This window comes from Bartonella sp. CL100XZDX, from assembly GCF_042195375.1.
Taxonomy (GTDB): Bacteria; Pseudomonadota; Alphaproteobacteria; order Rhizobiales; family Rhizobiaceae; genus Bartonella.
This window is the reverse complement of sequence record NZ_JBHIOH010000066.1, coordinates 47,190-71,548: the sequence shown is the minus strand read 5'-3', so window position 1 is coordinate 71,548 and position 24,359 is coordinate 47,190. Positions and strand designations below refer to the sequence as shown.

16 protein-coding genes and 2 pseudogenes are annotated in these 24,359 nt (G+C 38.0%); 12 read left to right on the top strand and 6 right to left on the bottom strand.

All coding sequences use genetic code 11. The features are described from left to right. Position 1: 1 nt before the first annotated feature. Positions 2-1,009 (top strand): HlyD family secretion protein, encoded by a 1,008-nt coding sequence (locus ACFILU_RS07565; protein WP_273790508.1) that lies wholly within the window; start codon positions 2-4, stop codon positions 1,007-1,009. A 2,096-nt stretch (positions 1,010-3,105) separates the two neighbouring features. Here ACFILU_RS07565 and ACFILU_RS07560 read toward each other — a convergent pair. Beyond that, positions 3,106-3,390: a hypothetical protein gene (locus tag ACFILU_RS07560; RefSeq protein WP_273790507.1), complete on the bottom strand. Its 285-nt coding sequence runs from the start codon at positions 3,388-3,390 to the stop codon at positions 3,106-3,108. A gap of 849 nt (positions 3,391-4,239) precedes the next feature. On the opposite strand from ACFILU_RS07560, the gene ispG reads away from it, so the two are divergent. From ispG to ACFILU_RS07540, 4 genes and pseudogenes are all read left to right on the top strand, one after another. Then, positions 4,240-5,481 (top strand): flavodoxin-dependent (E)-4-hydroxy-3-methylbut-2-enyl-diphosphate synthase, encoded by a 1,242-nt coding sequence (ispG, locus tag ACFILU_RS07555; protein WP_375675456.1) that lies wholly within the window; start codon positions 4,240-4,242, stop codon positions 5,479-5,481. An 815-nt stretch (positions 5,482-6,296) separates the two neighbouring features. After that, positions 6,297-7,043, top strand: coding sequence for an AAA family ATPase (locus tag ACFILU_RS07550; protein ID WP_375675455.1), 747 nt, complete (start codon positions 6,297-6,299; stop codon positions 7,041-7,043). After that, positions 7,027-8,135 (top strand): annotated as a pseudogene (locus ACFILU_RS07545) (HesA/MoeB/ThiF family protein). Before ACFILU_RS07550 ends, ACFILU_RS07545 begins: the two are co-directional and overlap by 17 nt. A 60-nt stretch (positions 8,136-8,195) precedes the next feature. After that, complete coding sequence (locus ACFILU_RS07540) at positions 8,196-9,347, top strand: MFS transporter (RefSeq protein ID WP_375675454.1); 1,152 nt, start codon at positions 8,196-8,198, stop codon at positions 9,345-9,347. 559 nt (positions 9,348-9,906) lie between these two features. Here the strand turns inward: ACFILU_RS07540 and ACFILU_RS07535 are convergent. Next, the gene (locus ACFILU_RS07535) at positions 9,907-10,809 is read right to left on the bottom strand and encodes a polyprenyl synthetase family protein (RefSeq protein WP_375675452.1); all 903 of its coding nucleotides are present in this window, start codon (positions 10,807-10,809) and stop codon (positions 9,907-9,909) included. 425 nt (positions 10,810-11,234) lie between these two features. Here ACFILU_RS07535 and rpmF point away from each other — a divergent pair, with 425 nt between their 5' ends. The 3 genes and pseudogenes from rpmF to ACFILU_RS07520 form a co-directional block, all read left to right on the top strand. Further along, positions 11,235-11,414, top strand: coding sequence for a 50S ribosomal protein L32 (rpmF, locus tag ACFILU_RS07530; protein WP_005774555.1), 180 nt, complete (start codon positions 11,235-11,237; stop codon positions 11,412-11,414). 301 nt (positions 11,415-11,715) lie between these two features. Continuing rightward, the gene (locus ACFILU_RS07525; protein WP_375675451.1) at positions 11,716-11,910 is read left to right on the top strand and encodes a hypothetical protein; all 195 of its coding nucleotides are present in this window, start codon (positions 11,716-11,718) and stop codon (positions 11,908-11,910) included. A 1,272-nt stretch (positions 11,911-13,182) separates the two neighbouring features. Next, positions 13,183-13,929 (top strand): annotated as a pseudogene (locus ACFILU_RS07520) (tyrosine-type recombinase/integrase); the annotation flags it as partial. 905 nt (positions 13,930-14,834) lie between these two features. Here the strand turns inward: ACFILU_RS07520 and ACFILU_RS07515 are convergent. The 3 genes from ACFILU_RS07515 to ACFILU_RS07505 all read right to left on the bottom strand — a co-directional run bounded on the left by ACFILU_RS07515 (position 14,835) and on the right by ACFILU_RS07505 (position 17,666). Further along, the gene (locus tag ACFILU_RS07515) at positions 14,835-15,419 is read right to left on the bottom strand and encodes a CarD family transcriptional regulator (RefSeq protein WP_273790499.1); all 585 of its coding nucleotides are present in this window, start codon (positions 15,417-15,419) and stop codon (positions 14,835-14,837) included. 303 nt (positions 15,420-15,722) lie between these two features. Next, the gene (fdxA, locus tag ACFILU_RS07510; RefSeq protein WP_273790498.1) at positions 15,723-16,064 is read right to left on the bottom strand and encodes a ferredoxin FdxA; all 342 of its coding nucleotides are present in this window, start codon (positions 16,062-16,064) and stop codon (positions 15,723-15,725) included. Positions 16,065-16,085: 21 nt separating this feature from the next. Further along, a complete protein-coding gene (locus ACFILU_RS07505; RefSeq protein ID WP_375675450.1) occupies positions 16,086-17,666 on the bottom strand; it encodes a hypothetical protein in 1,581 nt (526 codons plus the stop codon). A 577-nt stretch (positions 17,667-18,243) separates the two neighbouring features. Between ACFILU_RS07505 and ACFILU_RS07500 the strand changes: the two genes are divergently transcribed. Continuing rightward, a complete protein-coding gene (locus ACFILU_RS07500) occupies positions 18,244-19,155 on the top strand; it encodes an RNA polymerase factor sigma-32 (RefSeq protein WP_015856975.1) in 912 nt (303 codons plus the stop codon). A 309-nt stretch (positions 19,156-19,464) separates the two neighbouring features. On the opposite strand, the gene ACFILU_RS07495 is transcribed toward ACFILU_RS07500, so the two are convergent. Then, the gene (locus ACFILU_RS07495) at positions 19,465-21,042 is read right to left on the bottom strand and encodes a M48 family metalloprotease (RefSeq protein ID WP_375654374.1); all 1,578 of its coding nucleotides are present in this window, start codon (positions 21,040-21,042) and stop codon (positions 19,465-19,467) included. Between the two features lie 147 nt (positions 21,043-21,189). Here ACFILU_RS07495 and ACFILU_RS07490 point away from each other — a divergent pair, with 147 nt between their 5' ends. The 3 genes from ACFILU_RS07490 to ACFILU_RS07480 all read left to right on the top strand — a co-directional run bounded on the left by ACFILU_RS07490 (position 21,190) and on the right by ACFILU_RS07480 (position 24,174). Further along, positions 21,190-21,825: a thiamine diphosphokinase gene (locus ACFILU_RS07490; RefSeq protein ID WP_273790494.1), complete on the top strand. Its 636-nt coding sequence runs from the start codon at positions 21,190-21,192 to the stop codon at positions 21,823-21,825. Positions 21,826-21,925: 100 nt separating this feature from the next. Beyond that, entirely contained in the window at positions 21,926-22,312 is a 387-nt protein-coding gene (locus tag ACFILU_RS07485) for a hypothetical protein (RefSeq protein ID WP_273790493.1), read from the top strand. Continuing rightward, the gene (locus ACFILU_RS07480) at positions 22,312-24,174 is read left to right on the top strand and encodes an ABC-F family ATP-binding cassette domain-containing protein (RefSeq protein WP_375675488.1); all 1,863 of its coding nucleotides are present in this window, start codon (positions 22,312-22,314) and stop codon (positions 24,172-24,174) included. Before ACFILU_RS07485 ends, ACFILU_RS07480 begins: the two co-directional genes overlap by 1 nt. The last annotated feature ends 185 nt before the right edge of the window (positions 24,175-24,359 follow it).

The window sequence follows — 24,359 nt, the reverse complement described above, 5'->3', positions numbered from 1 at the left end:
AATGATAAAAACATTACGGTCAAAAGCTACGATTGTTGCATTCCTATCGGGTATTACGGGTGTTTTGCTGATTTTGTGGGCTTGGAGACTTCCTCCTTTTGTGAGTAACATTCAAATAACCGATAATGCTTCCATTAAGGGCAATGTTACTCTGGTTAGTTCACAGATCTCTGGGGTGATTGCACGGATTTATGTGCAAGATTATCAACGCGTTGAAAAGGGAATGCTGCTCTTTGAGCTCGATGATTCTCTTTTTCGCCAGCAGCTTGCACGGGCACAGGCTGTTCTCGATTCAAAAAATGCAAAACTGGCAAGTATTGAATTACAAGCACAGCTTTTGCAGGGCGAGATTAATACAGCAGAGGTGGAGTTGGCGCGTTCACGAGCATTTTCAAATGTTGTTCCAGATAGTAAAAAGTTAGGTTTTGGTGATGCGGCAAGTTCTGTTTCTCGTCCTCTTTCACAACTCTTGACAGCTCTCGAAACAAAACGCCAATTGCAAAAACAATTGGATCTTGAACGGCAAAGTTTACAGTCAGAAATTTCTGGAGCGAAGGTGAGTGTTGAGTTGGCAAAACTTAATCTCGATCATACAAAGATTTTATCTCCTCGAACAGGCTATATTGGATTAGTTGGAGCGCGGGTAGGGCAATATGTTATGCCGGGGACACAATTGGTCTCTGTTATTTCTGATGATATTTGGATTATTGCTAATTATAAGGAAACGCAACTTTCTCAGATGCGTGTGGGGCAACCGGTTGTTTTTTCTGTTGATGCATTGAACAACAAAAAGTTAACAGGGCGTGTGGTTCGTTTTGCACCTGCTACAGGCTCAGAGTTTTCATTGTTAAAAACGGATACGACAATTGGTAATTTTATCAAAATTGCGCAACGTATTTCAGTACGGATTGCTTTAGATCCTGGACAGGAAGGGATTGAAAAACTCATTCCTGGCATGTCCGTGGTTACCTATGTAGATACTTCGCAGCGAGTCGATTCTGGAGGATAAAATTTTGGGTTTTTTCAGTTTAATTTTTGCGTCATTTACTTATAGCAAATGGATATTCACGTTAGAAGATTTCGTTTGGTTTGCTATACTACATCTTTTAAAGCTCTTAAGCTTCTTATTATTCTATTTCATGATGTAAAATAATGTGCCTTAGAATATTAAAGCGCATGCATCTTTACTTACTTCCATTTCTTTTGAAATAACTCAGTAGGGGGGATGGAGTATTGGAAGCTTTGCCTGTCGTTTCTAGCAACATCATCTTTTGAGGTGTGGAAAGGAGGCTCTTCTTTTTATCTGAGTGTACTCTTTATGTGATATTTGCATGATGTGAGGCAGATCATTGAAAAATCTATCTCTGATAGATGTGTTGTTATTATCAATCTGTATTGTGTGTATAACAATGATGCTAAGTTTGAAAACTGTCGCAATAATCTAGCTAAAAAACGCTTATACATAATATTGTACTTTATGGGGACACACTATAGAGCGTATAAAATGTAGTTACCGGAGCAGATATAGCCGATGAAAGATGTGTAATGGTGTTGTCTATTTGTCTTTGTAAGGGACTAAATCGTTATCTATCTAGGTCAATGTGCCTTCGTTTTCTTTTTGTTTTTCAGTTCCAAACATTTTACGAATATTCTCTTGTTATGTTCACTGTAATTCTTAAAGTTTAGCTCGTCCTCTAACTTCACTTTCAGCTCTCCGTTTTTCAGCTTCAGCTTCCCATTTTCATATTCGGCTTTTCGTTTAGCTTCCTCTTCTTTTTGCTTTTTCCCATTCTTCTCTACGTTTATGGTTTTCCTCTTCAGCTTTTTTCTGACGTTCTATGGCAAGTTCATGATCAGCTACTCGTACGTTTTCACAATTTTTTTTAGTTTAATGACTATAGAGTGGTTGGGTATAATCTTTGTGTCGTTTTCTAAATTCTTTCGCTTCACATTCTTCTTTTCCTTGTTGGGTTATTGCCGAGGCTTTCATTTGTAGAACTCGTATTCGTGAATCTGTAGGGCTGCGTAGAGTGTTTGAATGGGCTGAATTTGATCAGTATCTTTAGGACTTTTAAGTTGATCAATAAGCTGTTTTATGGTTTTTTTTGTTTTTCACGCGCTTTTTCGTAAATAGCTTGTTCTATGTTGTGTTTTGGCTTTTTGTTCATCAAAAATATCAACTGCGGCTTTTGATTTTGCGTTTTTTAATGGCTCTTTAGTATAAGAATTTTTCTTTCCTCTTTTCAGTATTTTTGCTGCTGCTGATACCTGTCAATTTTTGAAAGTGACTAAAATTAGAGCGATGGAGGCCATGACTCTTTTGCTTTTTGAATGTTCTTTGAAGAGCTGCGGATGTTTTATTTAAGAAACCATGTCGTTTTTTTATTTCATCGAGTGGATTTTTAAAATGTGCAAGCTGTTGTTTTTCTTGTTTAATCTGTTCTATATTTTGGCAAAATGAGTTGGAAAAAAATAGAAGAATTATTGCAAATACGTTCGTGTGAAATTCAAAGGAAAATGCAATGATTGTTGTTGAGAAACATTTCTTTTGTCTAAAGGTATTTTTTATAAAAAATACCTAGTAGTGAGAGGAGTGTGGGTTTTCAATATCAAAATATCCTCCCCTTTCCTCAATTAAAATGACAATCGGGGGCGTATAGAGTAAAAGTGTAAGCTTTTCCAGTATTAATTCTTTATTTTTAGTCTATATACACAATGAAGTTTTGGGAAGGCTGGGAAATTGGGGGAAGTTTTGGATTGAATATTTGAGTTGTTATCTTATTGTCCCGTGAATATCCTCATTTTAGGTGTGGTATCAAGCGTCTTTTTGATGCGTTAAGTGTTTGTGTGGGGAGCACATTCGTTGTAGGGCTTGTTTGTTGCCTTTAGAAATGTTTTCCTTTGAGGGGTGGTGATGTGAATCGCATGCGTTGATAGGTTTCCGATAGACAAAAGCTGGATTATAGACTGGCTGGATGGCTGGAAAACTTATCCTTTTGGGAGAGGGCGTAAAGTTAGGAGAAAGACGTAAAGTTTATATTTTGTAAACCATAAAAATGCCCGCTTTGAATCGGGCATTAAAAGGGAAGGTTATTGATTGTGTTATTAATGTTTACGGATTAGCAAGAAGCTTACTAAAACAATTCCTGCTGCTAATGCGAGGGTTTTTTTAGGATTTTCTTTCGCTTTTTTCTTTAATTCTGTAGCATGTTCGTTGAGGTGATAAAGTGCGTGACGGCCTTTTTGTTTCCATGTGTTAAACAGCTCAGAAATGTTTTCAAAGCTATCATTTTGAAAACTCCAATGATTTACGGGGACCAGCTCTCTTTTTAATTGTGCTATACGTTTTTTAATTTTAGCATTTTTTCTATGGGGTGAAAATAGACACATTTATTGACTCCTTCATGTGTTAAATTGTTGCGTGACAGTTGGAATTGTGTTTGGGGTTTTGCTATAACGGCTTGAAAATTGAAAAGTTGCATTGATAATGCCGCGCGTGGGTGAGATGAAAATTAAGAGTTTGAGTTTAATGAGGCATTTTTTAATGTGTCCGAGTTCTTTTCATGATGGTTTTTGTTAAGGATGTAAGGTAAAAATTTTTACAAGATGGTGTAAGATTCATCATAAAGATGGTGGGCGATGTCTTCATTTTTTTGTTTGTTTAAAGTGTTGGGATATCTTTTGGCACTTGAAATAGTTTATAAGGAGTTTTTATCTACATATTCTCTTGTGGCTGTAGGGAGTGGTATTGATTGATTCAATTAAGAAGATTTAAAATGAGGAAATCTTACGATATTTGGGTTTAGCATTCAAATTTGTAAAAAATAGATTATTATAAATCAATATGTTGGATTAATTTGGCGATGTCTTTCATGCATTTTAAAAATGGTGTTTTGTTAGGCGTTATCTGTTGTGTTGTAAAACACTGTTTTGTGATGACGTTGATGTAAGGTATCGGCATGCAACTTAAAAATACAGTATTGTCTCTGTTTGGTTTCAGTTTCTTTTTGAATCAACCAAGTGTAGAAGTATAAACTTGAACAGAAGTAGTAGAACTTATCCGGTGCGTCTATAGAATGAATCCACCTATGAGTTGAATTGCATCAGTGTTAGTAGGTAGAACCTTTTGAGAGCAATCTGTTAAGATTGGTGGGCGGTGTAATTTTCGTCCTTTGAAGCGCGGAGGAAGTCAATGTAAGTAATGATTGATAGCGCAGGTTTTAAAAATTTGAGGACTTGATGAATACGACCTATTTTTTATCTAAACCACTTGAGCGTCGTCGATCTGTTGGTGTTGCTGTTGGTGATGTGATCATTGGGGGGCAGAGCCCGATAGTTGTACAGTCAATGACCAATACAGATACCGCTGATGTTGATGCAACTGTTGCTCAAGTGGCTGCTCTTTGGCAAGCTGGTTCACAATTGGTTCGAATTACTGTTGATCGCGATGAAGCGGCGGCTGCTGTACCAAAAATACGGGAGCGATTGGAGAGGTTAGGATTTTTTGTACCATTGGTTGGGGATTTTCATTATATTGGTCATAAGCTTTTATCTGAGCATCCTGCGTGTGCTGAGGCGCTTGCAAAATATCGCATCAATCCTGGAAATGTTGGTTTTGGCGCAAAAAAAGATCGTCAATTTGCAGAAATTATTGAGATTGCTTGTCGGTATCATAAACCTATTCGCATTGGCGTGAATTGGGGTTCTCTTGATAATGCATTGTTAACACGGCTTATGAATGAAAATGCACAGCAAGAAAATCCTTTATCGGTTGCTGAAGTGATGCGGGAAACTGTTGTGCAGTCTGCTCTGCAATCGGCTCTTTGCGCTGAAGATATGGGGTTGGGACGTGATAAAATTATCCTTTCTGCTAAAGTAAGTGACGTCCAAGATCTTATTGCTGTTTATACCACTTTGGCGGCGCGTTGTGATTATGCTCTTCATTTGGGATTAACGGAAGCTGGGATGGGAACAAAGGGCGTTGTTGCTTCTTCGGTGGCTTTGGGCATTTTATTACAGCAAGGGATTGGCGATACAATACGAATTTCCTTAACACCAAAACCTGGTGGTGATCGAACACGAGAAGTAAAGGTGGGGCAAGAACTTTTGCAAGTAATGGGTTTTCGACAATTTTTGCCTGTGGTTGCGGCTTGTCCTGGTTGTGGGCGTACAACCTCAACGGTCTTTCAACAATTGGCACAAAAAATTGAAGCAGATTTATATAAAAATATGCCTATTTGGCGTGAAAAATACCCTGGCGTTGAAAGTTTGAAGGTTGCCGTGATGGGATGTATCGTCAATGGACCGGGGGAGTCAAAACATGCAGATATTGGAATCTCTTTGCCTGGAGTGGGGGAAAGCCCTGCGGCACCTGTTTTTATTGAGGGACAAAAGGTAAAAACTTTGCGGGGTGATCACATTGCTGAAGAATTTGAAGCGCTTTTGAGTGATTATATTCATACACGCTTTGGGCAAGGTTGAAATAAATTCTTGGAGTGCATTTTTTCTTCATTAAAGGTTGTTCTTTTGCTTGTAAATCAATATTCAGTCCTCATTGTGGTTGCATGTTGAGAACAAGATGATTGTTCATAAATTGAGGTGCTTCCTCACTGTTTTCAAGCATTTCTCCTTGATAATACTGTCTTAAAACAGATCCAATAGAAAACTAAACGTGACATTATTTCCAGCAATTTTATGGGTTTCCATAAAAAGCTGGATAGTGCTGTTAGAATTTTTCCCAATTAATAGGATAATTTGAACTCTTTTCAAAATTTTATTGTTTAATTTTTTTACAAAAGCTTTATTGCTTGCAGATCGTGGGGTCCTGTACTTTTTTTCAAATACTTCAATACCTCAAAAAAGCTTTGTATTGCTATAACAGCCTTCTATGCAAGTTCATAAAAGTACAAAAAATCATAAACTGCGCAGATGGTTGGAAGTACTTATCTTCGAAAAATAAAAATCCATTTCGAACAAATATTACAGACTTGAGACGCTATAAAAAATATGGCTTGAGCGATTTTGTAACGGAATAAGTTATTCCAAATTATTAATTGACATAATTAAATATAAATGAAAATTTAAAATAGGGAGAGATTATTCTTCCGAATATTATTTTAAACGAGGAGGTTAAAATGAAAGTAGAATCAAATAGTAACGTGGTACTAGGAACGAAGATCAAGTCTTATTCTTCTACATCTGCTAAAGTAAAATCTTTGATTTGCGATTCTGCATTATCATAATTGAAAATATTGGAAGGGGTTGTATGACCCCTTCTATTTACGGTTGGGGGTGATATGTATTTACAAAATGAAGAGGCGCTATTATTGGCTCGCGATATGAGAGAAAGTAGAGTCAATTTGAATGTCCTTGGTTTAGGAAAGAGATCTCCGTATATTGGTCGCGAAGAAATGATAAGAACAGCGATGGTTTCTTTGTTTTGCGCTTATAAGAAAAGTATTGTTATTTCTGGTCCTGCTGGATGTGGAAAGACTTCTTTTGTGCGTGAGTTAGCTTTTAGGCTTAATCAGTTTAAGCCTATGTTGAATGGATATGTCATACTAGAGGTTAATTTAGGAAGCGTGATATCTGATACGGGATTACGGGGGGAGTTTGAACGAAAAATCGGAACTTTAATAGAAACTGTGTCTCCATATGAGAATGTCGCCCTTTTTATTGATGAAGGGCATTCAATCGCTAATACCAGAAGTGATGGAGGTATCGGTGCCATGGATTTATTCAAACCTTTTATGCTGGAACAGAATTTAAAGTTAATGATAGCGACAACTTCTGCAGAATTAGCACATATTCAAGGGGATGCAGCATTTTTTCGTAGATTTCATCATGTACGCTTAGGTGAGCTCTCAATAGATGAAAAAATGAATGCTATAAGGCTACATATAAAATATCTTGAAGAGTATCATGGGCGTAAATTTTGTTTCGATAATTTTAATTTTGATAACACAAGTGATTTGCACGATTTGTTGAGTCATGTAGATCTTCAGCTTGCTAGGGGGAGATTTGAAAATGAATTTGCTATATAAAAACAAGTATGTTTATTCGTATACCATATCAGCGAGGCAAGAAGGTGATGAGGTTTTGATAGGGGCGGATCTGCAAAATGTTATAGCTCTTGATATGAGTGGTACGTCACCGAATGTTATAAAGGCTTTGGCGTGTTTTGATGCAGAGAATACCATAGGTGATATAATATTGAAATGTAACCTAGATACTGCAGAAAGCGAAGATTTTTTGTATTTAGCAAAATATATGCTTGATAATAGAATAATAGAACCCCCCTTTTCAAAGGAGGATTCTATTAGAAAAGCTGGGCTTAGTGAGAGCGAGTATAATAGATTTGATAGGCAAATTAACTTATTCAAGCATGTATCAGGTAGTTTTGACAATGCCCTTTTAGCTAACTCCAAATTGAAAGATGCTAAGATAACTATAGTTGGTTTGGGTGGATGTGGAAGCTACGTTTTTTATACATTATCTGCTATGGGGGCAGGACATATTAAAAGCTATGATTTTGATATTGTCGAAGAATCAAATTTATCTAGACAGATACTCTATAATTATAGTGACTTAGGTAAAAAAAGGTTGATGTTGCTAGAGATAAAGCTCCATATATTAGTCCTTCGACTCAATATGAGTTCTATGATGAAAAAATAGATAATATAGAAAAGGCATGCCGTCTATTCGAAAGAGCTGATCTTGTTATATGCGCAGCAGATAATCCAAGGCCAGCTTTTTTCCATTTAATGAACGAAGCTGCTTTTAATATGGGTGGCGCGCTGTTATATGCTGCTTCGGCCACGGTAAATGCTATTGTTGGCCCGTTGATTATTCCAGGTAAAACAAGATGTTATGCATGTGTGAATCAGAATCATATGAAGGATGTTAATGAGTTTGAGTTTGTTAAGACTATTAAGCAAAACTATATGAATACTTTGATAGATCCGTATAATGCGGTTGCTGGTTCTTTGGCTGCTCTTGAGGCAGTAAAATATTTAACGGATTTTGACAAATGTCAAATTATAGAAAAAACATTATTTATTAATTTTTCCAGCTATAAAATTGATAGGACTGAAGATCCTTATAGCGGTTATTGCCCTATTTGTCGTAAAATGTAAGTTTTTATCTTTATATAAATGATGTATATGGTGCCCTTTTTTGGCGTTATTGGGGAATAGATGACAAATATATTAGCGTTTGGCTTTTTATTTAACGGTATAAGAATTTTAACAGGTGCCTTTATTGTCTTTTATATGCTTGAAAAAGGACTAACTCTTATTGATATCGGGATCATTAAGTCGTTTCAGGCTTTTATTATGATGGTTACAGATATTCCTCTGGGATATTTTGCCGATAGAAAAAGTTATAAAATATCTATCGTTTTGGCAGCGGCTTTTGCTGCTACATGGCTATGTCTCATGGGATTTTCTACAAGCTTTTATGGTTTTCTTTTGGCAGAATCTTTTAATGCCTTATCGCTGACATTGATTGCTGGCGCCTATAATGCTTTACTTGTTCAATATGCAAAAGCAAAATTGACATCGACTAAAAAAGTGCTTGGTTCTAGCTCTCAATATAATTACATCGGCATGTTTATATTCAGTTTAATTGGCGCATATTTTGCTGATTATTCTAGCCAATATATATGGTATATCGCGGCGTTTTTAATGTTGATGACAACACTATTTGGTTTGTTTTTTCTTGATGACCTGAAAGGAGAAAAACAACCAAATAAAGCGAATTCTCTCATTTATGATGCTAAAGAGATGTTGTCTATTTTTATTAAAGTTCCTTATATCTCTTTATGCTTTTATTTTTCACTGATCTTTTTCAATATATTCTCGCAGTATTGGCAGTGGATATTTAAAGATCATAATATTAATGTCACTTATTTTGACCTTGGTGTGACATTTTCATTGATATTGCTCTCTCAGCTCTTGGCTAGTTTTCTCTTTACAAAACTAAGTGAAAGAGTGAATTTTATTTTATTGCTGTTTCTTTTGGGTTCACTGATTTTTACAATGGTTTTCTTTGAGCCAAAAAAAGAAATTGCTGTTATTTTAGTTTGTATGATTTTTTACTTAATTAAGTATACATATCTTCGTGTAGAAGTTGTTTTGCATGATAGTATTAGTGATCATTTCAGGGCTACATATGAATCTTTCTTGTCAACCGTTGGGAGATTTAGCTTATTGGTATTTTTTTACATGAGTGCGTATATGGTCAATATATTTGGCTTTTTCTCTCTCGTTTATATTTTGGGTATCTATTTATTGGTTTATCTGTTGGCAATGTTTTTTTTAGAAGGAGCCCTAAAGAAATCTCAGTGAAAATAGTAACGTATTTCACGTGTGTTTCATGGGGTTTATAGTGGATCAAGGCTTTTATTTATTAAGGCGCATCATTGTTTTTGCATGTTGAATGGGAAAGAAGAATGTTATCCGTTATTCTTATTTCAAATCTATGTATGTTGAAGCAATCAAAGTCATCTGCTTGTACATTATAAGTGGGCGTGGCATAACAATCATTAAAAAAGAAATAAAAATGCTTCTCATGAATATTGTGCCAAGAGTTGCTGACAAGATTGGACGCTGATAAAGAAAATGATTGTGCTGGATTATATGCTTATTAAGGAATGGTAATGGAGCAGTTTTCCTATTTTCTTTCATTCTTTAATGGAAGGCATTTTTCATGCAAAATAGGATACCCAGAATGCACTTGTGTTATAAATTCACGCGGCTTGTTTTAATGAAATTCTTCTTAAGATTTGTCGCACCCATTTCATGATAAGGACTATAATGGAGATTAATGGTAACGTTTCTTTGAAAAGTCTATTATGCATTCAATAAATATGATGGTGTACACTATGTACAATATGGCGGATGAAGTTTAATTTTGGCGTATTGCACTAAAGTGTGCTGCTTGTTGGAGGGGGAGTGCTTTAGCGCCAAAAGGATGTAAGAATGCTTCTGCTTTACTGATGAGTGTATCTCGCTTTTTTTGGGTTTCTTTAATGCCGTAAAGATGAACAAAAGTGGCTTTTTGTGCCGTTTCATCTTTCCCAGCCGTTTTTCCTAGGGTTTGCGTGTTGGCGGTGACATCAAGAAGGTCATCGGTTAATTGAAAGGCTAAACCAAGATAGGTACCAAAATCAGTAAGCTTTTCAGTTAATTCTTTAGATGCATTGCCAATGATGGCACCTGCTTGGCAAGCAAAGCTTATCAGGGCTGCTGTTTTCATGTGTTGTAGAGTGATGATGTCAGTACTTTCTTGCGGTCTTTTTTCAGCTTCAAGGTCCAGCATTTGTCCACCTAACATACCGCCAAGCCCTGCCGATTGTGCAAGAGACGTGATCAGCTTGATTCTAATATCTGTAGATAAAATACTAGCTTTATGAGCAATAATTTCAAAGGCAAATGTTAAGAGGGCATTGCCTGCTAGAATTGCTGTTGCTTCATCAAATGCTACATGGACAGTGGGTTTTCCACGCCGGAGTATATCGTTATCCATAGCGGGAAGATCATCATGAATGAGCGAATAACAATGGATACATTCTAAGGCACATGCAATATCAAGAGAATGTTCTACAGGGACATCAAAAAGTGCAGCACTTTGAATTACAAGAAAAGGACGCAAGCGTTTTCCACCGTTCAGCACACCATAACGCATGGCTTTGATTAAGTTTTTAGGGCGTGAAATTTCACCATTTTGGATTTGATCACTTAACAGGGTATCAAGCCGCTTTTCAACGGTGTCTCTATGTTTTGCAAGAAGGGTGGTAAATTCGTGCATTCTTGCTTCCTTTGTTTTTACAAAAATGAAATTATGAAGTTTAAAGAGAAAGGTTGTCGCTTTTTCTTGTTTTCATAAATTGGCGTCGTTTTTTATTAAAAATCAACTTCTCTTTTTATCCGTATCTCTACTGTATGCGCAAATCCCTTTTTAAACCAAATAAAAATTGAATGAAGATCTTATAAAAAAGCTTTCATTGGTGTATAAAATTCTCAAATTTTGCAGTGTTTTTGATATTCCTTTGATTATTGTGACACCATTTTTGATAACAAGAAGCTCATTTTTAGTAAGAGGAGGATCATTTTGACATTGCCTCTTCTTTTTTATCAGTGTATAATATCTTAAAATTTTATGGTGTTTTTAAATGAAGCATTGTCATTTTTGACATTGCTTTTTCTGTTTTAATGGATTTGGAGTGTCTTTTTATGGCTGTACCTAAACGAAAAACCTCTCCAGCGAAGAGGGGCATGCGCCGTTCGGCTGATGCTCTGAAGGCGCCGACTTATATCGAAGATAAAAATTCTGGTGAATTACGTCGTCCTCATCACATTGATTTGAAAACGGGAATGTATCGTGGGCGTTCCGTTTTAGTGGTTAAAGACTGAGCGTTTTCTTTCTTTTCCAGTGGTGAACTTCTTTTATTTCATCGATCAATGCATGCTTGGGGCGTGCATTTTCGCTTTAAGATGAATGTTGAGGTTCTCTTGCATCGTCTTCTATCGATGTGGAACAGGGAATGTATCGTGAGCGTTCTGTTTTAGAGGTTAAAACTTTAGCGTTTTTTTTCTTTTCCAGTGGTGAACTTCTTTTATTGCATCGATCAATGCACGCTTGGGGCGTGCATTTTCGCTTTAAGATGAAGGTTGAGGTTCTCTTGCATCGTCTTCTATCGATGTGGAACAGGGGATGTATCGTGGACGTTCTGTTTTAGTGGTTAAAACTTTAGCGTTTTCTTTCTTTTCCAGTGGTGAACTTCTTTTATTTCATCGATCAATGCATGCTTGGGGCGTGCATTTTCGCTTTAAGATGAATGTTGAGGTTCCCTTGCATCGTCTTCTATCGATGTGGAACAGGGAATGTATCGTGGACGTTCTGTTTTAGTGGTTAAAACTTTAGCGTTTTATCTCTTTCAGTGGTAAGTTTCTCTTGATTCATTAGTGAATGCATTGGGTAAGATGCGTTTTTCGCTTTTTCTTGGGAACATATGTGGGATAAAGTTTTGCCGTAGAGAAATGATTCTATTGTGGGAGATGATTTTCTTGTTTTCTTGAGAGGCTATAAAGGGCTACTTGTATCAGTGTCTTTTATGATGACTTCGTTAAGAGCTTGGGTATTGATATAAGTTAGCTCAGTAATAGAATCATTTTGTATCGCACTTAATCTTTATTGATTATAGAGAGAATCCTATTAGACCGTAAAATATCATCGTTTAAGGCAGTTGATCTATGTAAGGCTTTAAGCATATCGGTGTTTTTTATGAGAATATTTAAGGCAATGGTTGTCTATAGGCTTATATTGTGACATGTGATTCTCCTTAAAAAAATAGAGATCGACATCACATTGATTTATAAAGATCATTTGTTGTTTTGCGCCTTGAATGGAAGGTCTATCGTAGGATTTTCTCATTTCAAATTTCTCTCATGTTGAATCAATGACAATCACTTGCTTTTCGGTCACAAGTGGGGATGGTATGTGAGTAAAAACTCTATAAAAAAGGAAAAAATGTCTATAATGAATACTTTCAAATGTAAGAATTGTTGTAACATTGGGATTAAGTGTATGCTGATGCCAGCGTGCTTTCTTATGAGCAGAAAAGAGACAACCGTTACAAGACAGAAGGTGTACACATTCAATGATCTTTAGTGCTTTTGATTGATAAAGGTACATGAGACTTTTCTATGAATATCACGCTGTCTTTTCATATTTTTGAACTAAGAATTGTCCATATATTTTTCTTATTTTTGTGAATATAAGGGATTTGTTGCGAACAGCTTGTAAAAATAAGTAAACTTAAAACCAAATGTGTTGTGTATGGGGATGAGCAAAGTATTTTATCAAAGCCGGTACGACTCTCCAGTTCATAGCTGGTTTATGAGTGATTTTATGGTGGTGCTTACCTAAGTTTATGATTTTTTTTGTTATCTGTTCATTACTAGACAACACATTGATTTATATATATAATTCACTGTTTTCATATTGAATTAGAACCCCGAATAACGTAAGATTCTCTCATTTCAAATCTCTCTATCTAGAATCAATCAAAACCACTTGCTTGCACGTCACAAGCGGGATGAGTGTGTGGATAAAATTTGTATAAGAAAGGACTCTTATGAATTGTCTTAAGAGCCAAGGGCTGTAGCACAACACCCACGAGCTGACAAATATAACGATGGTGCCGGCTTGCTTCTTCACAAACGTAAGAGATGGGGGTGGTGTCAGGATTTACCGTTATACCTTTCCGGGGGCTGCGAAATGGGCTTGGGTGCCTTGAGAGATGTTTCTTTAAAACAAGCCCGTGAATTGGCAACTGGGTGGCGGGCTGTTTTACGTGAGGGGCGTGATCCCATTAAAGAACGTGAGAAACAAAAGCGTGAGGCAATGCGCAATCTCCATTATTTAAAAAATATTGCTTTAGATGCTTTTGAAAGCCGTAAAGCTGAATTAAAAAATGATGGTGAGGCGTGTGATTGGTTTTTACACTGACGCCTCCATATTCTCCCCAAATTAGGTTGTCTGCCCGTTTCAGAGATTACGCAAACTGAGATACGCAATACGCTTTCTCCCATTTGGCATGCAAAAGCTGGAACAGCTCAGATAGCACTGAAGCGTCTTAATCTTTGTCTTAAACATACGGTTGCCTTGGGTTTTGATGTTGATTTACAAGCAACGATAAAAGCATGCGCGCTCTTAAGGAAGCAACGTCATAAAACGTAAAATAGACCAGCTATGGATTGGAAAGATGTGCCGGTTTTTTATCAGTTACTCTGTAAAACACAAAACATAACACAACTGGCTTTGCGTTTACTTATCCTGACAGGCGTTCATACTAATCCTTTGCGTCATATTCGTGAAGATCAGATTGAAGATGATATCTGGACAATTCCTGCTGAGAATATCCAATCTTTAGCGGTTTGTTTGAAACAGAGATTGAGACTTTTAAGAGTTCTATGAATCATTCTAGATTTTATGTGTCCGATTGGAGTAAGAATATTGCGTATATCTCGTAATCTCTGAAATGAGAAATCTCATTTGGGAAAAATATGAAATTGAAAGGGCAATGCTAACGTTCATTTTTATTGTTATTTTTTACGTTAGCTTTACTGCTTTCAAAAGTATTTGGAATGCTTTTTACAGAATGGAGATGATGGTTTTAGTTCATGCTTTTTTTATCGCGTTCTTTAATGGGGGAATGCTTCTCATGCAAAATAGAGCGCCCACGACAAAATATGCTTATGTTGTACCGTCACGCGTTTTTTTTAAAGGAATATTTTTCAATATTTGTGCTATCCATTTTATGACGGCGTTTTTGAATGTTATAATGGTTTTGTAGAAGGGTAAATGGTAAAATCTCGGTGTAGTGTATAAACGGCACTATGATCTTTACGCTTAATAAAAAATCAAGTCCCGCCCCCTTACACATCTTGCCAGATTCCAATGTCGGTATATCCTTTGGTGCTTGAGACAGTGTCTTGCTCTTTTTGTACAGTTTTTACCCACAGATCAGCCTCGCTTGTGATTGACAAGCTAGTGATTTGATTAATTCAACATGAGAGCAATTTGAAATGAGTAATCTTACCATATTCAAGATTCTAATTTAATATGAATAATGCTAGATTATGATGATTAATCAGTTTGTTATCTATGAAGAAAGAAAATAAAGGGGAGGAATTTGTCGAAAAGTTAGATTGTTTATAGATTGGCGCTGGTTAAGAAACTTTGTCCTTAAGGGCAGAGAGGATGTTAAAAAATAAAACCAGCTTTTCGCTGGTTTTATCGAAATATCATCATTATGATGAGAGAGTGTATTATGCAGCGTAGACAGCTTTACTGTTTTCATCTGTTTCTTCTCTCTCAGTTTTAAACTCGCGTTCCGGCTTGTTGGAGAGATGCATCTCTATGAGATTGATAGCTTCTGTTTCAGAAAGACTATTAATAACCGCAATTTCGCGGGCCATTCTTTCAAGAGCAGCTGTATAAAGTTGGCGCTCAGAGTAAGATTGTTCAGGTTGTAGATTAGAGCGGAAAAGATCACGGACCACTTCGGCGATACAAATAAGATCTCCTGAGTTGATTTTGGCATCATATTCTTGTGCACGACGTGACCACATGGTCCGTTTAACACGTGCTTTTCCACGTAAAACTTTTAAGGCACGTTCGACAGAGTCACTAGCAGATAATTTACGCATTCCAACGGAAAGGGCTTTTGCAATGGGGACTTTGACATCCATCTTATCTTTCGCGAAATGAATGACAAAAAGTTTCAATTTATGTCCTGCAACTTCTTGATCTTCAATCGCTATAATTTGTCCTACTCCATGTGTAGGGTAGACGATATATTCAGAGGTTGCAAATTCTTTGGTCTTGGAAGACGTTCCATGTTGGGATGCCATATTTTAGTTTACTCCCTTATGATCAACAAATGTATCGGAAAACAGGTTATAAACCTGAGGGTTGAGTTTTCTTTAACCAAGTATATCGTACCAATTAAGTGAGCATAAAAGCCGAGTACTTTTAAATCCAAAAAAATACATTGCTTTACTGTAAAAAGCAAAGAAAAATACTTAGAAAGATGATCATGTTAAAATAACACTAACATCAAACTTTAAAAGAATCAATCATTTCGCTTAAGGATTTTTTTATTTTTACAAGAGAAGTCTTTCAGTCGTTGAAGGAGGAGGGTGTACACTGTATCATTACTCTTCGCCACTTCCTGGATTTTCTGAAAAATACTTTTCTAATTTATTTGGAACGCCATCCATTTCTTTTGCTTGAGAAAGGGGATCTTTTCGGGTGGTTAGATTAGGCCATTTGTTTGCATAATGAAGATTAAGTTCTAACCACTTTTCTAATCCTGGTTCTGTATCAGGTAAAATCGCTTCTGCTGGGCATTCTGGCACACAAACACCACAATCGATGCATTCATCGGGGTGAATAACAAGCATATTTTCCCCTTCATAAAAACAATCAACAGGGCAGACTTCAACGCAATCCGTATATTTGCAGTGAATGCAGTTGTCGGTTACTACGTGGGTCAAGATCAAACTCCATTTGTTACTTTAATTCTCTTTAGAGGAAAGTGGGTGCGTGTTTTTATGATTGGTGAGTTGATCGCGTAGTACAGCTAGTTTCGCAAAAGGTGAATCAGGATTAAGGCGCTTTTCTTTGTGAAAAGGCTTATGATTTGCATGTTTTCCTTGGGATTTGTGGAACTTATGAGAGCGTTTTGCTTGTGATAGTGCTTCTTGAGGGGAATTTTCATTTGTGTGTTCCGCTTTTTTTACAGCGTTCTTCGATTTATTTTGCCACTTATTTCCTAATTTATCACTTTTTTTTTGTGCGTGGTGGTGAAATTGATGCTTATAATGCCATAATAAAATAACTTTATCTTCTTCTGTAGAGCGAGGGGATTTGGCAAAATTCCCAACAGGTTCAGCTGCTGGTAAGCGATTGGTTTTATGGAGATGTTTTTCAATATCAGAGGATAAAGTGTTTGGGTATGAGGTATTTTTTTCTTCTCGTGTTGTTTCTAAATCGCTTATTGTTTGCCATTGACTTCCAACGCATTCTGCTGCAGGAACATCTTGCATTGTCCTATTGACAGGGGAAGGGGCTTGGTGTGCAAAGAGATTTTGTTCAAAAACAGTATTGCTTATGCTGTACGATTGATAACCAAGTCCTTTGAGGATTTCTTCCATATCGTTTCCATTGGCCCCAAGAATGGACATCATGGCTGGTGTAACAAAAAAACTTTTGCCATCATAGGCTCCATCGGGTCTGGGATCACTTCCTTGTTTCCAATGAAGTGCGGGGCGGATGAGATTGGCAAGACGTTCTAAAATATCAATCCGTACAGCACGTTGTCCTAAGATTCGGTAGCCGGCTAATTGATAAAATTGGCGATTATAGGTAGGGTCAACAATCAAAGAGGTTCGACCAGCAGATAATGCTGAAAAAATTTCACCCAAACCAGTTTGATCTTGTCCCGCATTTTGAAGATTCCACAGGAGAGTAATGGCTTGAACCGGAGCAGGTTTAAGCATTCCGGCAACATAGATGTGAAAAGCGCCAAAACGCACGCCTAGACGCCGAAGCACGGCACGTGATTCTTGCGCAAGTTTTTTGACAATGTCTAAAACTTCGCGGCGTGGTAAAATCCCTAAAGAGTTAAAAAGTTGTAAAGCAAGACTGTTTGTTGAATCCGTTAAATTATCAGCATTGCGCAAATCAAACAGGGGTTTTAAAGTCGTTTCAAAATGAAAGGTGACAAAGCGTTCTAATCGCTTCACAACGTTATTGCGGGATTCTCCTGTGAGTTGTTCATCTGCTAAAACAATCAGTTTTGGTTTGAAAAAATCTTCTGTTGCTACAAGTTGTCCTACGGGTTGACCAATCCAGCGCACAATTCCATCAGAACTGAGGGTAAAATCTCCATTTGCACAAGCACAAAAACGTGCCGCGCGTTTGGAAAAAGCAAGAATCAAATTCTCATTCTCTGTTGAAATTTGCTTCTCAGCTATTTGATCGGTACTGTTTTTGTTGGCATAAAAACGAAAACCTTCAAATTTACCCCTTCCGTGTTTTTCAATGAGAATATCATCTTGAAGAATCTCATTCTGTTGAACAATCTTGCTATCCATGATCATTTTCTTTCTCAGTGTGACACTGGTCAAAAGCTTTTTGCGACAATTTCATAATGGTGCTCTTTCTTTAACACGTTTGTTGCGTTTGCTTCAATCACTCTTGTCATTTTTTGCTGTTTCTTTGCGCCTTTAAAACTTGAATGATTCTTTTTTTATTCAGTTTTCATTCAGTTTAGATGCTTTATATTTGCAAATTACACTTATTAGTTGTATTGTAAAGCTGAAAGCATGAATAAATTCTTCAATTTAAAAGGAAACGGAATTGGTTATCAAAAAACAGCATTTGTTTTGCGTGATCACTTTATTTTTTTTGCTGTTTTGTCATGAAAAGTGGAGAGAAAGTTTTTTCAAATATTTCATAGGCTAAAAGGCATATTGTAAAGGCATTTTGCAGGTGAAATTGTATCTTATGACAAGAAGTTTTACCATGACAGTAAAAAAAACAATTGCGATTATAAAATTACACGTTAAAGTAGTGGATACAGAAGTTAACAACTTTTGCGTTCTTTTTAAGCAAAGAACAATGATGTCGTTGCCAAATCAATTTTGATAATTTTAATCGCAAGGGGTTATTATGGGTAATCTTTCAAATGCTGTTTATAAAAGCAGCAAAAATTATAGCGATGCAGACAAAAGCTTAGGACGTAATATGATGCGTTCTGCTATGCAAGCACCTTATCTTGAACGACAAAAAGAGCATGATTTGGCTCTGCGGTGGAAAGACAAACGTGATGATGATGCCATGCATCAAATTGCAGCGGCTCATATGCGTTTAGTGATTGCTATTGCTAATCGCTTTAAACGTTTCAAAATGCCATTGGGAGATTTGGTCCAAGAAGGGTATGTGGGACTATTGGAAGCCGCTGCACGTTTTGAACCTGATCGGGAAGTGCGTTTTTCAACGTATGCAACGTGGTGGATACGCGCTTCTATTCAAGATTATATTTTGCGAAATTGGTCAATCGTTCGAGGGGGAACGAGTTCTTCGCAAAAAGCACTTTTCTTTAATCTTCGGCGTTTGCGTGCAAAACTGATACAAGATGATAGTGCTTTGTCAAAACAGGATATTTTTCGCACAATCGCTGAAAAGCTTGGCGTTTCCGTGCGCGATGTTGAAACGATGGATTTTCGTTTTTCCAGTTCTGATAATTCCTTGAGTGTTTCTGTTTCTGAGAATAGTGATAATCCCATTGCTAAGATGGATGTTTTGGTGGATGATAGTCCTCTTCCTGATGCTTTAATTGAGCAAGTCATTGATGGTCAACGGCGTACACAGTGGCTTTACGATGCGTTGCAAATTCTCAACGAACGGGAGTTGGAAATTATTCGCTTTCGTCGCTTAAATGAAGAGGGGGCGACTCTAGAAGTTTTGGGTGAAAAGTTAGGAATCTCGAAAGAGCGCGTGCGTCAAATTGAAGCTAGGGCTTTGCAAAAATTGCGTTCTGCTCTCCTTACGGTTCATTCAGAAGACGCTTACGATATATAAGCAGTGAAATGCTTTGGGGGGGGGGAGGAGGAAAGAGAATATATTAAGTGGGGGCATATGAGAATATGATGAAGTCAGTTTTAGGGGGGCATATTTGTTTAGGAATATGCCTCCTTGGGGGCGCTACTGATAAACAGAGGAAGACAGGGGGCAGAGTTAGTTGGAGAAAATATGTATCACACGGAGGCCTATAGAGGCATGATGAAATTGGATTTTAAAGTATTCCTCCTTATTTTCGAATATGCTTTAAGGGGGAGGGCGTGATACAGATAGAAAAGAATTAAAACTGTAGCAGATGAGAAAAAAGGCTTATTCTGTAATAATTTTTACTTTGGTACCTGCGGGTAAAGTTTGCGTTGGTGAGAGGGCGTTGAGGATGCGAAAGAGTTTTTCTTTATATGGTGTGTATTGCATTTTATCTGCAAGATTTGCAACGGTTTCTCCTTGTTTAACACGAACAACACGGATTTTTAAGGGCTGCAATTTTTTTAACTGTGAAGATGAAAGAGAATGAAAACTTTGTAGCGTTTTTTGGGCAACCTCTGCAAAATTTCGAGAATTATGTGGAGCGGCCGTCAAAAAACGAAAGATGTGGTTGTTGAATGGAATGGCAACCACATCAAATTGCCATTGATCATTGGTAGCATAGGCCTGTGCTCCAAGTAAACTTTGGCTTTGGAATCCTTGACGCGTAAATTCTTGATTGGGGAGCCCTTGAATTGTGATGGGGCGGATAGATGATTGGTCTAGCCCGAGAATCCAGCCGCTTTTCAAATAATCACTCGCAGATATTTCAGCAGGATGTGGAATAGCGTCAAAACGAATCGCAATTTTATCTGGTCCACTGGCCCAAACAGTGTGTGCTGAATGTTCTATTGTAAAATTATTTGGAACAGAAAAAGCTATGCGCAATTGTGGGTGAATAAATTGGTTGCCTCGTACAAAACCTGTATAAAAGCCTCCTCCAAAAATCATGCCATCAATGCTTTTGAGAAAAGAATCATGATCGGATATTGTACTATTCCCTTTACTGATTTTACGCGCTTTTTCTATCGCAAGCCGAATGCGTTGAGGGGTGGTTGGGTGAGAAGCTAGAAAATCTAGAGAGGCATTTTGGGTGCCGGAGATATTACGAAAAGCACTATAGGCTTCCATTGTTTGAAGAAAGCGCGGTGAAGCAAATGGATCATATCCTGATTGTTGGAGCATTTCGAGTGCAAGGGAATCAGCTTCCAGCTCTTGATTGCGGGAAAATTGCGCGAGTTGTTGCTTGTTTTGCATAGGGTTATGAAGTTTTTTGCCAATAGAAGAAAGAAGACGTGAAGACATGTGATTGGTCATCTTTAATTGGGCTTCTTTTTGCAGGCGTAAAATGCCATGATTGGCTCTGATATGTGCTATCTCATGGGCTAAAATGGCTGCAACTTCTGAAGAATCATTGGCTAATGCCAGCATACCACGAGTGATGTAGATCGAGCCATTGGGGAGCGCAAAGGCATTGACAGTTTCTGAGTTTAAAATTGTTACAGAATAGCTTTGATGAGAACTATGTGATGCAACTGCCAGTTTACGGACAATCTTTGCTAAAAGGTGTTCAAGTTTTGCATCATGATAAGCGCCACCATACATTTGCAGAATACGTGGGTGTTGCAGAGCGCTTAATGTGACATAGATATTGTGGTTGTTGGTACGTTTGATCGTTTTAGAAGAAGTGGAAGAAAGCCTATCATTTTGAGAAAGTGGTGTATGACAAGCCGAAAGGAGAAACGTTAAACTTATGAGAGTGGCTTTATACAAGCACGAGCGAAAAAGAAAATTGCGGTGAAAAATGGGGTGCGTTGGACCATGGTGCACATTATTTCTGCGGAGTAATTTGGCAAATTGCATTTGTATCTTTGTATCGTATGTTTCTTTAAGAAAGGCATTAGAGATAAGGATTCGTTTGGCTATATCATGCTTTTTGTTTATAAAAAATGACTCTCACTTATAAAAAGATGCACTGTAAAGAAAATTTTGTGAAAGGCAAAGTATGGCATGACAACATTTACGATATTATTAAATGGGGATGTTCATATCACTGATCGTTTGCTTAATCAAATTCAAAACAGTCGGGTAATTGCTGCTGATGGTGGTATGCGTCATGCGGCAGCGCTTAATGCGACGCCTGAGTTGTGGTTAGGGGATTTTGATTCATCAGATGAGAATTTAATACGTCAATATAGTCATGTTCCGCGTGAAGTTTTTCCCTCTGATAAAGATATGACAGATAGTGCTCTGGCATGTGAAAGAGCGCTGCAAAATGGCGCTAAAAAGCTTATTTTGTGCGGTGCTTTGGGAGGGGAGCGAAGTGATCATAGCCTTTCTCATATAACGCAAGCGTTGATGATGGCTGAAAGGGGTATTTCAGTGTTGTTGACAAGCGGTTTGGAAGAAGGTTGGCCGGTTTTGTCAAAACCTTGTTCGTATGATTTGCCTAAGGGATGTTTGTTTAGTATTATCGGTTTTTCTGATTTAAAAGGTTTAACTCTTAAAGGGGTAAAATGGCCAATTTGTGACAAAAATGTGTCATTTGGCTCTTCTTTAACACTTTCTAACCGTATTTGTGGAACCTTTTCTTGCCATTTAGGTTCTGGAAAAGCTATATTGTTAGTGTCTGTACCTATTCCATAAAGCTCTTCCAATATATTTTGAATAAGGCAGGGGGGGGCCTAGTGATGAAGTGCCGACATAAACGATATATGTATTGATCTTGAGAAGGAAAGGTTTTGATATGTTAAAATCAATTTTTAAAGTGGCCGTTGTTTCAGCCATTGGTTTCAGTTCAGTCGCTTGTACTACAAACGATGAACGCGTTGCACGTTACGGCGTAGGAGGAGCAGCAATCGGTGCTTTGGCTGGAACTGCTATTGCTGGAAGTACGCCTGGAGCAGCACTGACCGGTGCAGCATTTGGTGCTTTGGCTGGAACAGTAACAGGTGCAGCTGCAAATCAAAGAAAACAACAAAGACAGGTATCACAATTGTGCACGTATCGTGGTCGTAGAGGGCATGTTTACCAAGCACCTTGTGGACAGAGAGTTCCTGTACGACAATTATGTGCTTACCGTGATGCAAGAGGGGTGATGTATAAAGCACCTTGTCCGCGCCGCGTTCGTTAATGGCGGTGCCGCTTCTGCGGCTTGACCGCATTTTCTTAAATTTTGGAAAAACGCCTTTGCTCAATCAAGCTTGTTTATCGGTTGAGCAGGGGGCGCGTATTGCGCTGGTCGGCCGTAATGGTTGTGGAAAATCGACCCTATTAAAAATTGCCGCAGGAATATTAGAACCTCATGGTGGCGAAATTTTTCGCCACCCGCGAGTAACGCTCCGTTATGTCTCACAAAATCCGGATTGTTCAGGATTTGAAGATATTAATGCTTATATGGAAGCGGGGCTGGACGATACATCTGATGTCCAGTGGATCAATACGCTTCGCACAAATTTAGGGTTTTCTGGGGCGGAAAAATTGGAAACGCTTTCGGGAGGCGAAAAGCGGCGTGTTTCACTGTTACGGGCCATTGCTGCAAAACCCGATATTTTGTTCTTAGATGAACCAACCAATCATCTTGATTTACCAACCATTGAATGGCTGGAAGCTGTTTTGGCTTCTTTGCGTTCAGCGATTGTGGTGATTTCCCATGATCGGCGATTTTTAGAAAATGTTACGCGGTCAACGGTATGGCTTGATCGTGGCACAACCAAAAGACTGGAAAAGCGTTTTTCTGAGTTTGAAAATTGGCGTGATAAAGCACTGGAAGAAGAAGCCATCGAACAGCATAAATTGGGGCGCCAAATTGCTCGTGAAGAGCAATGGTTGCGTTATGGCGTGAGCGCACGGCGTAAGCGTAATGTACGGCGCTTAGGCGAATTAAAAGACTTAAGACAGCGTCATCAAACCTATAAAGGGCAGCCAGGAAATGCACTTTTGACAGCAGCAAAAAGTCATGATTCTGGGCAATTGGTGCTTGAAGCAAAGAAAATTTCAAAATCCTATGGTGATCGCATTATCGTGAAAGATTTCTCTTTGCGCATTCAGCGGGGTGATCGAATCGGGTTGGTGGGACCCAATGGAATCGGAAAGACAACGCTCCTTTCTGCATTAATTGGGCAAGAAGCCGTGGATAGTGGAACGGTGAGGCATGGCTATAACCTCTCTATGGCATTGCTTGATCAGCAACGTATTTTAAATGAAGAAGAAATTTTAGCGCATTATTTAACGGGGGGAAGAGGTGATACTCTTGTGATCAATGGGCTGGAGCGGCATGTGGTTTCTTATATGAAAGACTTTTTATTTTCACCGGAACAAGCACGCACTCCCCTTAAAGAATTTTCCGGGGGAGAAAGAGCACGCCTCATGCTTGCACGACTTCTTTCTCGTCCTGCAAATTTTTTGATTCTTGATGAACCGACCAATGATTTGGATATGGAAACTTTGGATTTGTTGCAAGAATTTATTGCTGATTTTGCGGGAACTGTATTGTTGGTCAGCCATGACAGAGACTTTTTAGATCGTACTGTAACGCATATGTTGGCACCTCAAGGTGATGGTCATTGGGTTTTGTATGCGGGCGGCTATAGTGATATGATGGCGCAAAACCAGCATGCTCTTCGTTTACAACGCAAAAAAACAGAATTATCGCAGCGTAAAGCACCTTCAAAATCTCATGCGGAAGAGCTTTCAAAGCAGGACACATCAACAGATCATGGCTTGATAGGGCGGGAGAAAAAAACACGAGGTAAATTGTCTTATAAGCAGGTTTATGCATTGGAAAAATTGCCTGAAGAAATTGCTGTTTTGCAGGACGAAATCAAAAAAATTGAGCAAGAACTCTCTGATCCAGCTCTCTATCGCAGTGATAAAGAGCGTTTTGAGCGTTTATCAACAACGTTGGAAAAAAAGAAAAATACTTGCACACAAAAAGAAGAAGAATGGTTAGAACTTGAAATTTTACGCGAAGAAATGGAAGCGTGTTCACGGTAATGTTTTAGATATTAATATCTAAGCATTTTAATTCGTATTGCATCATCGCTTTTCTTTGATTTGTTACAAGATCTTATGGCTGATTTTGCGGGAACAGTGTTGTTGACGAGTTATGGCAGAGACTTTTTAGATCGCACTGTAACATATAGCACCTCAAGGTGATGGTCATTGGGATTTGTATACGG